At 64.9% G+C, this 14,260-nt stretch carries 10 protein-coding genes; 7 read left to right on the top strand and 3 right to left on the bottom strand.

Features of this window, described 5'->3' with window-relative positions; all coding sequences use genetic code 11:
- Positions 1-19: 19 nt before the first annotated feature.
- On the top strand, positions 20-820 hold the full coding sequence (locus AAFF32_RS01640; RefSeq protein WP_216965518.1) for a sulfite exporter TauE/SafE family protein: 801 nt from the start codon (positions 20-22) through the stop codon (positions 818-820).
- Between the two features lie 27 nt (positions 821-847).
- Here the strand turns inward: AAFF32_RS01640 and AAFF32_RS01635 are convergent, their stop codons facing one another.
- Positions 848-2,764, bottom strand: coding sequence for an ATP-binding protein (locus tag AAFF32_RS01635; RefSeq protein WP_342316266.1), 1,917 nt, complete (start codon positions 2,762-2,764; stop codon positions 848-850).
- Between the two features lie 24 nt (positions 2,765-2,788).
- Positions 2,789-5,125, bottom strand: coding sequence for a transporter substrate-binding domain-containing protein (locus tag AAFF32_RS01630; RefSeq protein ID WP_342316265.1), 2,337 nt, complete (start codon positions 5,123-5,125; stop codon positions 2,789-2,791).
- A gap of 524 nt (positions 5,126-5,649) precedes the next feature.
- On the opposite strand from AAFF32_RS01630, the gene AAFF32_RS01625 reads away from it, so the two are divergent.
- From AAFF32_RS01625 to AAFF32_RS01600, 6 genes are all read left to right on the top strand, one after another.
- Entirely contained in the window at positions 5,650-6,210 is a 561-nt protein-coding gene (locus tag AAFF32_RS01625; RefSeq protein WP_342316264.1) for a fimbrial protein, read from the top strand.
- Positions 6,211-6,299: 89 nt separating this feature from the next.
- Positions 6,300-7,031, top strand: a complete 732-nt coding sequence (locus AAFF32_RS01620; RefSeq protein ID WP_342316263.1) for a fimbria/pilus periplasmic chaperone — start codon at positions 6,300-6,302, stop codon at positions 7,029-7,031.
- 219 nt (positions 7,032-7,250) lie between these two features.
- The gene (locus AAFF32_RS01615; protein ID WP_342316262.1) at positions 7,251-9,758 is read left to right on the top strand and encodes a fimbria/pilus outer membrane usher protein; all 2,508 of its coding nucleotides are present in this window, start codon (positions 7,251-7,253) and stop codon (positions 9,756-9,758) included.
- 70 nt (positions 9,759-9,828) lie between these two features.
- Positions 9,829-10,848 carry a fimbrial protein gene (locus tag AAFF32_RS01610; protein ID WP_342316261.1) on the top strand — a complete coding sequence of 340 codons (1,020 nt, stop codon included), beginning with the start codon at positions 9,829-9,831 and terminating at the stop codon, positions 10,846-10,848.
- 338 nt (positions 10,849-11,186) lie between these two features.
- Complete coding sequence (locus AAFF32_RS01605) at positions 11,187-12,173, top strand: fimbrial protein (protein WP_342316260.1); 987 nt, start codon at positions 11,187-11,189, stop codon at positions 12,171-12,173.
- A 353-nt stretch (positions 12,174-12,526) separates the two neighbouring features.
- The gene (locus AAFF32_RS01600) at positions 12,527-12,796 is read left to right on the top strand and encodes a hypothetical protein (RefSeq protein ID WP_342316259.1); all 270 of its coding nucleotides are present in this window, start codon (positions 12,527-12,529) and stop codon (positions 12,794-12,796) included.
- A gap of 44 nt (positions 12,797-12,840) precedes the next feature.
- On the opposite strand, the gene AAFF32_RS01595 is transcribed toward AAFF32_RS01600, so the two are convergent.
- On the bottom strand, positions 12,841-14,205 hold the full coding sequence (locus tag AAFF32_RS01595; protein WP_342316258.1) for a DUF1214 domain-containing protein: 1,365 nt from the start codon (positions 14,203-14,205) through the stop codon (positions 12,841-12,843).
- Between the last annotated feature and the right edge of the window lie 55 nt (positions 14,206-14,260).

Here is a 14,260-nt window from a genome sequence, read left to right as displayed (position 1 = left end):
GCATCGTCCAGGAGAAATCATGCTCACTGCATTGCCTGTATTCCTCGCACTCGGCGCGGTCGCCGGAATTCTCGCCGGGCTGCTCGGCGTCGGCGGCGGTCTGGTGCTGGTCGCGGCGCTGGTGTGGCTGCTGCCCGGCATGGGCATTCCGAAGGAAGCGGCGATGCATGCGGCCCTGGCCAGCTCGCTGGCGAGCATCGTGCTGACGGCCGCGGCTTCGGCCCGTGCCCATGCGCGGCGCGGCAGCGTGATGTGGCCGACGGTGGCGTGGATGGTGCCCGGCATCCTGGTCGGCGGATGGCTCGGCAGCGCTGTGGCGGTGCGCATCGACGACGACGTGTTGCGCTGGATCGTCTCCGGCTACTGCTTCCTCGCCGCCGCGCAGCTGATCTTCGGCGGCAAGCGCAATGCCGCCGGCGATGCCGTGCCGGCACCACGCGGCGCGCCGATGACAGCGGCTGGCCTGGGTATCGGCGCGGTCTCGGCGGTGGTCGGCATCGGCGGCGGCAGCATGACGGTGCCGCTGCTGGTATGGCGTGGCGTGGCGCCGGTGCGTGCGGTCGGAACCTCGTCCGCTTGCGGCGTCGCGATCGGGCTGGCGAGCGCGGTCGGTTACGCGCTGCATGCGCCCGCGGGCGCGCTTCCACACCATGCGATCGGCTACATCTACCTGCCCGCGGCGATTGGCGTTGCCGCCGCGTCCGTATTCGCGGCGCCCTACGGCACGCGCCTCGCGCACTACCTGCAGGGCGACACACTCAAGCGCGTGTTCGCAGGATTTCTCGTCCTGGTAGGAACGAGCCTGGCACTAGGCGTCTGACGCGCGCGCGGGACGACGACGGGACGATCACCCCGTCGTGCCGCGCAGCTCCGGTGCCGTCGAATCCAGCTCGGCCTGGATCGCCTGCAACGTGGCGACGATCGCCGCCCGGCGTTCCGCCGTACCGCGCGGTTTCGCATCGCCGGTGATCGGGCTTGCGACCAGGCTCAATGCCCCCTCCATTCGATGCAGGAGCTCGCGCTGGCGCGGTTCATCCCCCGCCTCGATGGCTCGGTCGAGCTCGTCCACCTCGTCGTGGCTCATATCGGAAAGATCGCGCAGGACACGGAGGAACTCGGCCGGATCCTGATACACCGAACGCAGACCCAGGAATGCGTCCGGCACCGCTTCGGGCACGGCGGGTGCTTCCGGCGCGAGGCGAAGCAGCGCCGACAGTTTCGCCGCAAGCGCATCGAGCTGGATGGGCTTGGCGAGGAAGTCGTCCATGCCCGCATCGCGGCAACGGTGGACCTGGTCCGGCAACGCGCTGGCCGACAGGGCGACGACGGGAATGCCCGCATTCGGACCGTCGGAAGCGCGCAGCTCGCGGGCGAGGGTGTAGCCGTCCATCACCGGCATGTGGCAGTCGGTGAGCAGCAGGTCGTAGCGATTGCGCGCAAGTTCGGCCAGCGCTTGCTCGCCGTTCTCCGCCATGTCGTACGCGTAGCCGAGCTTGTCCAACATCCGACCGATGACGGCGCGGTTGATCGGATGATCCTCCGCGACCAGAACCCGAATCCGCTGCTGCGATTCGGCGGCGATAGGCAAGGCGACGCCGTCGTCGCTTGCGATGCCCAGCGCGTTGCGGCATGCGGCGAGGAGGGATCGCAGCGACTGCGGGTCGCCGCGCAACATGATGCCCGGGCTGCCATTGGCGACTGCGTCCCCGGTGCTGCTTGCTACACGCAGCATCGGGCAGCGCAGAAGGGCGTCAGGCAACGCAATCGCAGCGTCCACCACGAACAGATCGGCGTCACAGCAGTTGAAGTCCGGCAGGTCGGAAGCCTCGATTTCCATCTGGCTGAAGCCCAGCGAGCTCAAGTCGTTGCTGATCTCCTGCGCGCGCAGCGGATCGGCGACGCAGACCACCACGGTGCGGCCGTCGAACTCGGGGCGCGGGCGCAGCGGTTCCACCACCTGCAGCGACAGATCGAAGATCGCACGCGTTCCCACGCCGGGTTCGCTTTCCAGATGCAGCCCGCCGCCCATCATCGTCGCCAGGCGCCGGCTGATCGAAAGGCCAAGGCCAGTGCCGCCAAAACGGCGCGTGGTCGAATGCTCTGCCTGGATGAACGGCTGGAACAGGCGCGACAGGTTTTCCGAGGCGATGCCAATGCCGGTGTCGGACACTTCGATCCGCAGGCGCTGTTCGTCGTCGACTTCCTCGATCAAACGGACGTGCAGGGTGACGTGCCCTTCGGAGGTGAACTTCAGCGCATTGCTGAGCAGGTTGGTGACGACCTGCCGGATGCGCATGGCGTCGCCCCGGAAGCGCGTGGCCAGGCGCCAGTCCACGATGGAGTACAGGTGCACCTCGCCCTCACGCGCGCGCGCGCCGAAGAGCCCTGCCGCGCTGTCGATCAGATCGCGCAGATCGAAGTCCGTGCGCTCGATGCTCAGACGGCCGGACTCGATGCGGGAATAATCCAGGATGTCGTCGAGGATCTGCAGCAGTGCCTTGGCCGAGTCGCGGGCCATCAGCGCCATGTCGGACTGGTCGACCTCCAGCCGTGTCTGCGTGAGCAGTTCGAGCAAGCCCAGCACGCCGGTCATCGGCGTGCGGATCTCGTGACTCATCGCTGCCAGGAAGATGCTCTTGGCCGCCACCGCGGATTCGGCCTGCGCCTTTGCTTCGCTCAGCGCTTCCGCCTGTTCGTGCAGCTGCGTCGTATCGAACCAGTAGCCGCTCCATTCCACGGCACCGTCCGGCAGCCGCCGCGGCATACCGCCTTCGGTGCGGAGCCAGCGTCAGCCGCCGTCGACGTGGAAGCGCAGGTCGAAAGGCGGCATTGGCTGCAACGTCGTCGCGGCGGCCTCCACGTTGCGGACCACCAGCATCTGGTCGTCGGCGTGCACGCGGGCCAGTACCCGGGGCTCGTCCGCAAGCAGTTCCTGCGCGGACATGCCGACCATGCCGAGCGAATCGCCGGCCATGTACGTGAAGCGGCGGCGTCCGTCCTCCTCGACGCGAAGCCGGAAGACCAGGCCGGGTATCGCCTGGGTGATGTCGCTCAGGCGTTGCTCGGACGCGCGTGCCCGGGCCTCGGCGGCACGGATGTCGCTGACGTCGACGATGGTGCCGAGCAGACGCGACTGCCCGTCGGACGTGATGACGGGGTGGCGCCAGACGATCAGGCTGCGCGCCTCGTCCGTCGCCGATAGACGCATCTGGTACTCGCGACGCGTACTCCCACCCGCGCGCAACAGCTCCGCGTCCTCGTCCATGAGCGCGTTCGCGTCGACATCGGGCAGGTGGTGCGTCTCGATCAACGTGTGGCCGATCAGTTCCTCGCGACGTCTTCCGAACATCTCCTCGTAGGCGCGATTGACGGCGACGTAGCGGCCCTCGCTGTCCTTCACGAGCACGGCATAGGGAATGGATTCCAGCAACGCCTGCTGGAATCCCAGCTGCAACGTCAGCTCGTGCTCGGCCTTCGCCTTGGCGTTTGTGGCCCGCCGCAGCCGGACGTAGGCGAAGGCGATGGCGCCGACCACCAGCAGCAGCACGGCGGCGGCGAGAAGCACCCAGCCCCACGGTGCGCCGTAGGCGTATTCGGTGGTGAGCCAGCGCGACCGGATTGCCTGGCGCTCGCCTTCGTCCAGGCCGTCCAGCACCCGATTGATCACGGGCAGTAGCGCCTCATGTTCGCGGCGAACACCGAATGCGAGCTCGGTGTCCATTCCTGCTGGGCCGACGACGCGAAGTTCGGCCGCGTAGCGATTGCGGATCAGCGCGTCGATGGCGGGCAACGTGCCCACGTAAGCGTCGGCCTCGCCGTTCGCGACTTTCGTCAGCCCCGCTTCGTTGCTGCCCACCGCGAGCAGGCGCGTGCGCGGGAGCATGGCGCGCAAGCGCGACAGGACGCCGGCCTCATCACGCACAGACACCGTCCGCCCTACCAGGTCCTTAGGGCCGGCGATCGGCGGACCCTGCATGCGCGCCACGATGACTTCGGGAAAATACTCATAGGGCTGGCTGAAGCCCATCTCGCTCGAATCGATGTCCTCGCTGCTGCCGGCCGCGATCAGATCGATCTCGTGGGCCAGCACCATCCGCTCAAGACTGCCCCAGTCCTGCGCCGGGACCAGTTGCACGCGCAGCCCCGTTTGCTTCTGCAGGATGTTGATGTAGTCCGCCGCGATGCCGTCGAACGCGCCCTTGCGATTGATGAAGCTGTAGGGATAGCGGTCCACCTCGTACCCGATTCGCAGCACCGGCAGTCCGGCCAGACGCTGACGCTCCGCAGCCGAGATGCCTGCGTGCGCGAACGGGAGCCTGTCGTGGTCGTCCAGGCCCCAGCGTGCGCGCAGCTGCACAAGCTCGCGCTCGGTGATGGTGGCTTCGGCCTTGCGCAGGATGCTGGTCAACTCATTGAGATCGCGCCGTACCGCCGGGGCGAACTCAAACGTCGGCAGACCGAACGGGCCAAGTATCGACACATCGTCCGTCTGGCGCTGCTGCACCAGCGTCCGCGTGCGCGCGGCGGTGACGCCGACGTAGGCATCGGCCTCGCCGCGGGTGAGCATGTCCAGCGCTTGCGCGCCGTCTTCGGCGTAGACAAGCGTCGCGCCTGGAAACTCGTCATGTACTACGCGCGAGACGACCTGAAACTTGCGTTCCAGGACGACGCGCGCCGTGTTGAGATCACCCGCGCCGCGGATCTGCAGGTCGCCCTTGCGCGCCACCAGCACCACCTGCTGGCCCAGCACGAAGGGTCGCAGCATGTGGAAGCGGTCCAGCCGCTGCGGGATGACCGGCTGCGTGAGCAGCATGTCGTACGGCATCGACTCATTCGATCCACCCAGCGCGACCGACACCCAGTCGTTGTACGGGCGGAACTCCAGTTGCAATCCCGCGCGGCCCGCGAGCAGGCGCGCGTAGTCGACGCCCAGTCCTTCCGGTTGCCCGCCGCGCCAGGTTTCGAACGGCACGAAATCGCCCGCATACACGCCGACCTGTATGACCGGATGCGCCTGGCGCCACGCGACTTCCGAAGGTGCAAGGGCCACCGAGCCGGGCGCGCGCGCCTGCGCGCCGACAGCACCGCACATCAGCATGCACAGGATGAGAAGGGTCCGGAACATCGAGAGGACGATACGCAACCGCGTGCGAGAGCCCATGGGATACCTTCTTTTTGCGGTCAGCGCCTGTCGGTCCACACTAAGTTCCGCGGCCGATGGGCTGCCATCAGAATGATCTGAATGTAAACGCTCTCGCCTTGGGGCGGACCACGCGCGAATCGACGCGGGACGTCTGTGGCGATCAACCCGTCTACTGTGAAGACGTGACGAGCGTGTGAGTTTCCCGGGTGCACCCCAAGCCCTTGTGCCAGACAGCGAACCCACGGTAGGAATTTCAGATTCGCGCGCGACGGGCGACGAATCACGCTCCGTCGCTGGCGAGGAACTCAGCCAGGCTGAGTCGGCTGTCCGCATCCGATTGGAACTTTACTCAAAAGCGAGATCCGCTTTACGCAATTTTTAGGAACTGTCCGATGGGTCCCAGTCAGCCTGGTGGCCAAGATACGCCCTGTCGCTAGGGCAAGCCAATCACGGCAAGAACTACCTCTGCGGCCTACCCACCCATCAGTAACGCATAGGAAATTGCAATGAAGAAGATCCTCCTCTCCTCCGCTATGGTTGCCGTCCTCGGCGTCGTCGCAGCTCCGTCCGCTTTCGCTGCTTCGGGCGGCACCATCACCATCAACGGCGAAGTCCTTGATGGCACCTGCACCGTGAGCGGCGGCGAAAACACCAGCGGCGGCGCCGACTTCACCGTCGACCTGGCCCCGGTTCACAAGGACCGCCTGCCGGCCGCCAACTCCGTCGCCGGTGCCAAGGGCTTCACCGTGAACGTCGGCGGCAACGCCGGTGACGTGTGCGATACCAGCAAGCTCGCCAAGCTGTGGTTCCAGTACGACGCCACCAAGATCGACTCGGCCACGGGCAACCTCAAGAACATCGATGCCACCGGCCCGGCCATGGTGCAGGTCCAGCTGCTGAACCAGGCCTCCACGGCGATCAACCTGTACACGGGCGCGAACACCAGCACCGCCCCGTTCGTGAGCGGCCAGGCCAAGCTGCAGTACTCGGCGCAGTACTTCGCCACCGCCGCCGCCCAGCCGGGCAAGGTCAAGGCGCAGGCCACGTACGTGCTGTCGTACCAGTAATCGCTTCAAGCGTTGCAAAGGTGTGGCCGGCTTAGCCGGCCACACCATTACTTGTACTGGATTCGAAGGTCCGCTTCATCGGAGTTGCCATGAAAACCCTTTCACGCACGCTGTCCGCGCTGGTCCTGACCCTGGTCGGTGGTCTTTCCGCCGCGCATGCCGGCATCCAGATTGTGGGCACGCGAGTCATCTATCCGGCCTCCCACCGTGAAGTCACGGTCCAGGTGACGAACAAGGGCGACGTGCCACGCCTGATCCAGTCATGGACGGACAGCGGCAACCCGGAGGAATCGCCTGAGACCAGCAAGGCTCCGTTCCTCATCACGCCTCCCATTTCGCGCATCGATCCGGGCAAGGGCCAAGCACTGCGCCTGATGTTCACCGGTGCCCAGCTTCCGCAGGACCGCGAGTCCGTGTTCTACCTGAACGTGCTCGAGATTCCGCCGGCCCCGAAGGCTGACCAAGACAGCAATTACTTGCAGTTTGCGGTGCGCACGCGCATCAAGATTTTCTATCGCCCGACGACGTTGCAGGGTAGCCCCGAAGCATCGGTCGATCAGCTTGGCTGGCGCATGGTGCGTCAGGGAGACAAGCTCGCCGTCGAGTGCACGAATGCAACGCCGTACAACGTGTCCATGACGTATGTCCGCCTCAAGGACGCCAAGGATCCAACGAAGGTCGGCGACAACGGCGGCATGTGCCCGGCTATGGGTCGTCAGACCTTCCCGCTGGAAAATGGCGCAGATAGCGGCCGCATTGTTTTCCATTACATCAATGACTACGGCGCGACGGTTGAGCACGAGGCCGCCTACACGCGCTGAGCCAGGCGCACTTCGCAACTAGTTCCCCACCCGAACATCCCCAGTCCCTCCACGAGGGGCTAGGAAAGGTTTGTCCCGAATTCCTGGCCTGCCGCTATTGCGCGGGCCCAATCCCCGCCAGGTAACGCCATGTTCACTGCCTCGCTCGAAACTCTTCAGGATCAAGCCGCTGCTTATGGGCTGCGTCGCAAGCGCATCGGTGTGTGCATCCTCGCCGCAATGGCTCCGTTCGCGGCGGTGGCAGCGCCGGATCCTTCGCCCAATCCTTCGCCGGAGCCGGGTCCCGCACAGGTCGAATTCAACGCGGGCTTCCTCGGTGGTGCGACCGCCGCCGCCGCCGACTTGAGCCGTTTCGAGCGCGGCAATCCGATGCCCACGGGTGCGCAGCGCGTTGACCTCTACGTCAACGAGTATCTTCTCTCGCGCGAGACCGTCACATTCCGTGACGACGGCAGCGACACCAAAGCCTGCTTTACCCGCACGCTGCTCACCACGATGGGCGTCAATGTCGGCAAGCTGGAGGCCGAAGGCGCGAATCTGGACGGCGACTGCCTCGATCTCCCCGCGCTTGTTCCCGGTGCCACCGTCTACGCCGATGCGGGTGATCTGAGCCTGCGCGTCAGCGTGCCTCAAATTTCGATGAGTCACGATCCACGCGGCTGGGTGGATCCGAGTCTGTGGGACCGCGGCGTCAATGCGTTCACGCTTGGCTATACCGCCAGCGGCAATCAATCGCAACGCAATGGCCATGACAGCAACCTGTCGGGCTACCTCGGTCTGGACGCGGGCTTGAACCTCGGCGGCTGGCGTATCCGGAATCAGTCGAGCTACCAGTGGAACCGTGACGGCAACTCGGACTTCCAGAGCATCCGCACCTACGCTCAGCACGACGTCGACCGCCTGAAGGCGCAGCTGACTGTGGGCGACACGTTCACCACGGGTCAGCTGTTCGACTCCGTCGGCTTCCGCGGTGTGCAGTTGGCCAGCGACGAGCGCATGCTGCCGGACTCGCAGCGCACCTACGCTCCCATCATTCGCGGCACCGCGGAAACCAACGCCACCGTCGAGGTGCGTCAGGCCGGCTTCGTGCTGTACCAGACGACCGTAGCGCCGGGCGCGTTCGAGGTCAATGACCTCAGCGCCGTCGGCTACGGCGGCGATCTGGAGGTCACGGTGCGCGAGGCCGACGGCCGCGTTCAGACCTTCACCGTGCCCTATGCCGCCGTGCCGCAGCTCCTGCGCGCGGGCACCTCACGCTTCTCCGCCACGGCGGGCGAAGTGCGTGACCAAGGGCTGGTCAAAGATGCGCCGATCTTCGTCGAGGGCACCTACCAGCGTGGCATCAACAACGCGCTGACGGCGTACGCCGGTGTCCAGGCGGCCGGCAACGACCTGTACCGCGCCGCCTTGATCGGTGCCGCGGTCAGCACCCCCGTCGGTGCCTTCGCGGCCGACATCACCGGTGCGCGCACCCGCTTCAGCGGCAACGGCGGCGACCAGAGCGGCTACAGCGCCCGCGTCACGTACAGCAAGGCCGTTCCCTCCACCAGCACCAACTTCACCCTGGCGGCATACCGCTACTCGACCGAGGGCTTCCTTAGCTTGGGCGACGCAGTGCGCCTCGACGATGACGTGCGCACGGGGGCACTGGCCGGTGGCGTGATGGAAGGCGCCGGCCGCCAGCGCAGCAAGTTCGACATCATGCTCAGCCAGCGCTTGGGCGACCGCGCCGGTTCGTTGTACGTCTCCGGTTCGCGCAACGATTACTGGGACGCCGATCGTTCGGTCGACACCAGCTACCAGCTCGGCTGGAACAACCGCTACCGCAACCTCACCTATGGCGTGTCTGCCAACCGGGCGCGCGTGGCCGGTGGCGACTACGACAACAGCTACTACTTCACGCTGTCCGTGCCGCTGGGCGGCAGCGGCCGCACGAGCCACACGCCCATGTTGAGCGTGGCGGGCTCCCATGGACGCGATGGCAACGGCGTGCAGGCCCGGGTCAGCGGGTCGGCGGGCGATCGCAGCCAGTTCAACTACGGTGTCAACGGCAACTTCAACGACAACAACACCGACAGCGTCGGTGCGAATGTCGGCTGGCGCACGCCGTACAACATCCTGGGCGCGTCCTACACCCAGGGCAGCGGCTACAACTCGGCCTCGGTCAACGCGTCCGGCGGCCTCGTCATCCACCGTGGCGGTATCACGCTGGCGCAGTCCCTGGGCGACACCATCGGCGTTGTCCAGGCGAAGGGTGCAAAGGGCGCGCGTCTCAACGACGGCATCAGCAAGATCGACGGTCGTGGCTACGGCATCGTGAACAGCCTGATGCCGTACCGCATGAACGACGTGTCCCTGGATCCCGCTGGCATGTCGATGGACGTGGAACTCGGCGAGTCCCGCTACGAAGTCGCGCCGCGTGCCGGCGCCGTGGTGCCGATCACGTTCGAGACGACCAGCGGTGCCACCTACCTCATCCAGGCGCAGCAGGATAACGGCAACCCGCTTCCGTTCGGAGCCGAGGTGCGCGACAGCGCCGGCAACGTGGTCGGCTACGTGGGTCAGGGCGGTCAGGCATTCGTTCGACTGCCAGACGAGAACAGCGTTGCGCTGTCGGTGATGTGGAACGGCAACGGCCAGTGCACGATCGACTGGAACGCATCGGCCGCCACGAAGAGCGCCAACGGCATCGCCCAGATCAGCAACGGCGTGTGCCATGCGCGCTGACGCATCCACCGCAGCCATCGAGTACAACCCAATCGTGGTGCCGGCTCAAGCCGGTACCCGGAGTGTCACCATGTTCAAGATGATCGCCACCCTCGGCCTCGCGATGGCGCTGTGGGTCCCACAGCATGCCAAGGCGGCTGGTGACTGCACGTTCCCGATGAGCACGGACGGACAGATGTATAGAATCAGGTTCCCGGCGTTCGATTCCGGTCAATTTGATCCAGACGCGATCGACGAGGGTGACACCTTCGCATCCACTCAACAGCCTCAGGCCGCCGTCGAGAATAGTACTAATCCAACAGCTACGCGTTTTTTTTTTCCGGGGAAAGCTGGGGACGTAAGTCGCGGGACGACGGCACCGGCGCCCATCATGCTGAAAGGTCGTCCGGTGTACCCAAGCAGCATCCCCGGCGTGGGCCTTGCTATCAAACATCCCATTTGCGCCCCCCTAGGGTGGTGGCCTGCGACCCTTATGAGTGGCGGGACGCAGTTGTCGCCGGGGTGCATGATCACGGTCGAGCTGGTCAAGACTGGACCGATTTCATCGGGATCCATGAGTGGTGAGTTTGCAGGTTACTTCAGCATCCCAGGGGGATCACAATTTCTCAGCCTAGTCTGGAGCGGCGAAGTTCACGTTACCCCGAGTGTGCCTACTTGCGCGCCGACCGTAGCGGACAAAGTGGTGAATATGGGCCGGATCGAGGCCAGCTCGATTACGGACGACGGGTACTCGAATGCGGTGCCCTTCACGATGGACGTAGGGTGTTCCGGTGGTGTCCCCGCCAACAAAACGCAGCAGATGTCCGTCACGTTCACTGACGCAACGAATACGACGAACACGACGGACAGGCTGACGCTCACTTCCGCATCCACCGCCACCGGCGTCAAGGTGCAGCTGTTGAAGGGTGGCACGCCTGTCACGTTCGGTACGGCGCCCACCAATGGATTGGACAAACCCAACAGCATCGCGCTGGGCACCATCCAGAATGGCTCGTACTCGTTCCCGATGGCGGCTCGTTACGTCCAGACCGGACCGGTCACGCCGGGCGTTGCAAACGCGATGGCCACGTTCGTTTTCACGTACCACTAAGTCGCTTGCGGTGAACCGGCGAAACGACAACGGCAGAGTTTCCCGGGCAGGAAGGCCACGCCTTCGTGCGCCTTGCCGACGACCGCAGGGATCCCCTGCGGTCATCGCGTGTAGTGCGCGATGAGTAGCACCGTCGCTAAATCGGGGGCGCCTCGACGATGCGTCCCTAGATACATCCACCGACCAGCCATGCCTGGTCTGCTCCTCGTTTCCGGCATGCGACAAGGACAAGACTTACACCGTCATCAAGTACGTGGACGCGACGTGTCACTGATCGAAGCAATTCTGGGATCCATCTGTCGCCAGCGGGCACGCGCCACACCACTTTGAGAAAACCCATGAACAAACTCTTTCAGACTCTCCTCTTGGTGGTCGGTGCCGTGGTGCTTCATGGCTATGCACCCGACGCCGAAGCGGCTTTTATATGCAGCACCCCCCAGGTCTCATATCTAACGCCTCCAGCACCAGCCCAAATCGATCCCTCAGTAGCTGTGGGCCGCGACCTGTGGTCGGGAACGGTCGATGTAGGTGCCAGCGCCGGTGGAGCTTGCACCGGTGCCTGGCCGAGCCCGGCAACGATCGATTTCGTGGGCTCCCAGCCGTACCGAGGCAGCAATATCTACGATTCTGGGATACCGGGAATCGGGTATACAGTGCGATTTACTGCAGGCTCGGTCACCAACGCCCTCTGGCCAACAACTTACACGTACGGTTGGGGCCAGGGTGTTGGGGCTCACCAGGTGACGGTCACTCTCATCAAAACCGGCCCCATTTCACAGGGCGGTACTTTGACTGGAAAATTTGCCCAATGGAATGTGCATCAGGTCGGGGGAGTGGGAGCTCCTGCCGAGTATGAAGACTATGTCTGGAACGGGAGCTTCGTCATAACCCCGAAGAATCCGACCTGTGAGGTGTCCACGCAGAATGTAGTGGTCAAGCTGGACAACGCGGAGACTTCCAATTTCCCGAGCATCAGTTCGACCGCGAAGGAAAAGGATTTCCAGGTCAATCTTGCCTGCTCTGGCGGAGACGCCGGCACCAAGACCGAGGTAAACATGTCGCTCACCGACCAGACCACGCCGGGTAACGTGAGTACGGCGCTTTCTCTGACATCCGCATCCACCGCGACAGGCATCGCCATCCAGATCGTGCGCAATGGCTCGGCGATCGGCTTCAATCCGGTGACCAACAAGTTCAAGGTTCAGGACGTGCTGCCGGGCAACTCGACGGTCGATATTCCGTTCAAGGCCCGCTATGTGCGCACCGGCACCATCACGCCGGGCAAGGTGCAGGGAATCGCGGTCTTTACGATGGACTACAAGTAGGTCGCCCGCTCGCAGCTGGCGATCAGACAACGGCAGGCATCCCCTGCCGTTTGTCGTTTCCGAGTCACCCCGGAGCGGGCGAGCCGTGGCGTGGCGTGGCGCCTTGGACTCACGGTGTTCACAAAGCGACATGGGCCCGTCTGCGTTGTTTGCGGCGGCAATACGGCGACGAAATCTTCGGCCTGCCCTGCGCATCCGCGCTCTAGCTCAATATCGCCACGGTTTGTGCGCCGCACGCGGCCCCTACCGTTGAAAGCCGGTGTTGGGCGCATGTTGTTATTAGTAACACGCGGGATGACCTGGCTGGTGTCGTGCTCGCGCACGGGACATGTCATCGATGCCTCCCGGTCCATATGGAAGTCGCCGGCATCTGCGGACGCGCCGCACTTCATGAGGGCGTTGAGAGTGCAGCGCACGCTTGCATTGAGCGCCTTGCACTGCTGATCCTGACCGCCAGCCGCACCGGAGAAGTCATCGGCGCGAAACGCTCGGAATTCGATCTGAACGTCAGGACGCGCGGAAGCCAACATCGCGCCGCCGCCGCGGATGCACCGGCGACGCAGCCGCACGATCGGCCGCCTCATCGCATCCATGAGGCGGCGGCCATGCTGGAACAGGCATAGAAGCTCGGACGGCGGCGACCTTCACCGCCGGCCTCATGAGGCGATCAGGAACGCTTGATCACCGGCGGCGGGAAGTACGTGCCATCGGCGACGCCGCCCTTCGGTCCGTAGAAGCGGAACGTGAGGCGGTAGTCCTGCCCGCGCGGCGTCGGCAGCCAGTTGCCTTCCGGTGCATCGGCGGGCTTCTCGGCGGCGAAGTACAGCGTCAGCGAACCATCCTTGCCGTACTCCAGCTTCGACTGCTTGTTGAGCAGGAAGCGGTTCTGCGGATTGGGCAGCACGCGGAAGCTCGTTCCGTCCACCGCGATCACGGACCAGAAATAGTTCGCGAAGCTCGGCGGCAACGCGTCCTTGGGGAAGGTGATGGTGTACACGTGGTCGCCGTTGAAGTTCGCGCCGTCGGCGTCGACGCCGCCCTTGTAATAGACGACCTCGTCCATCGTGTTGGCCCAGATGCCGCCCTGGTTCACCAGGCTGCGGGTGAGCCAGTCGTCGTGGTACACGCCCACCGTGGACGGGCGCACCCACTGGTTGCGCACGGTGCCGTGGCCGAGGATCTTCGATGCCTTGAAGAAGTCGGGCAGCGCCTTGTCGCGAATCACCTGGTCCACGCGCGCGCGTTCCTGCGGATCCTTCACGCCCTGCGCGATCGCGAGCACCTTCGCGCGCACCGCGTCCATGCCGGGATTGAGGTCGGCTTCGCTGTCCAGCACGGCCGGTGCGAGCTCGAAGGCTTCCACGCCCGGTGGTTTGGCGATGGCGAAATCCGGAACGGCGGGAAGCGTCGGCGGCGTCGGCGAACCGGTCGCCCGGAACGTGATCTTGTGTTGCAGCGCGACCGCTTCATCCCAGTCCTTGCCGAGTTCGATGCGCGCCAGCACGCGTGAGTACTTCACCGGCAGGTCGATGCGCGTGACGTTGGCGGGCAGCTGCACGTTCGCGCCCTTCAGGCACACCGCGTACTCACCCGCGCCCTTGGGCTGCGTGCGCTCGTTGATGTTCGCCAGCGTCTCGCCCCAGCCGTTGAGGAACTGCACGGTGTAGTAGCGGCCGGTGATCTTCGGCAGGGTGACGATCGTGCAGCTGTTCTCGTCCACCGCGACCCAGGCTTCGGAATACGCGACGTCGAGATTCGGGTTCGGCCAGTCCACGCCGCCCGGCTTGCGGTGCCGCAGCTCGTTCCACCTGAAGCCTTCCTTGAAGTCGAGCTGTTGCTGCCTCAGCACGAGCAGGCGCGAGAGCAGGTAGATGTACGCGTCGCTGATGTCCTGGTCCGTGTAGGCCCGTGTGGACGCCGTGGCGGGAGTGGAAGCGGGAGTGGTCACGGTCGCCTCGGGCGCCGGGGTGCGATTGCAGGCGACCAGTCCGAGGACGGCGATGGTGAGAACCGAAAGTCCGAGCCGTGACATGACAGATCTCCTTGAACGGTAAGGGGTAAATGCGAGTCTGGTCGTGAAACATGAG

This window comes from Lysobacter sp. FW306-1B-D06B (assembly GCF_038446665.1).
In the GTDB taxonomy this organism is placed as follows: Bacteria; Pseudomonadota; Gammaproteobacteria; order Xanthomonadales; family Xanthomonadaceae; genus Lysobacter_J.
This window is presented reverse-complemented; position numbering and strand designations above follow the sequence as displayed.

Bases quoted from the DNA above. Each gene is read 5' to 3' on its own strand.
- AAFF32_RS01625 (WP_342316264.1), top strand. From the start codon at position 5,650: ATGAAGAAGATCCTCCTCTCCTCCGCTATGGTTGCCGTCCTCGGCGTC.
- AAFF32_RS01600 (WP_342316259.1), top strand. From the start codon at position 12,527: ATGGAAGTCGCCGGCATCTGCGGACGCGCCGCACTTCATGAGGGCGTT.
- AAFF32_RS01640 (WP_216965518.1), top strand. From the start codon at position 20: ATGCTCACTGCATTGCCTGTATTCCTCGCACTCGGCGCGGTCGCCGGA.
- AAFF32_RS01610 (WP_342316261.1), top strand. From the start codon at position 9,829: ATGTTCAAGATGATCGCCACCCTCGGCCTCGCGATGGCGCTGTGGGTC.
- AAFF32_RS01595 (WP_342316258.1), bottom strand. From the start codon at position 14,205: ATGTCACGGCTCGGACTTTCGGTTCTCACCATCGCCGTCCTCGGACTG.
- AAFF32_RS01615 (WP_342316262.1), top strand. From the start codon at position 7,251: ATGGCTCCGTTCGCGGCGGTGGCAGCGCCGGATCCTTCGCCCAATCCT.
- AAFF32_RS01630 (WP_342316265.1), bottom strand. From the start codon at position 5,125: ATGTTCCGGACCCTTCTCATCCTGTGCATGCTGATGTGCGGTGCTGTC.
- AAFF32_RS01620 (WP_342316263.1), top strand. From the start codon at position 6,300: ATGAAAACCCTTTCACGCACGCTGTCCGCGCTGGTCCTGACCCTGGTC.
- AAFF32_RS01605 (WP_342316260.1), top strand. From the start codon at position 11,187: ATGAACAAACTCTTTCAGACTCTCCTCTTGGTGGTCGGTGCCGTGGTG.
- AAFF32_RS01635 (WP_342316266.1), bottom strand. From the start codon at position 2,764: ATGCCGCGGCGGCTGCCGGACGGTGCCGTGGAATGGAGCGGCTACTGG.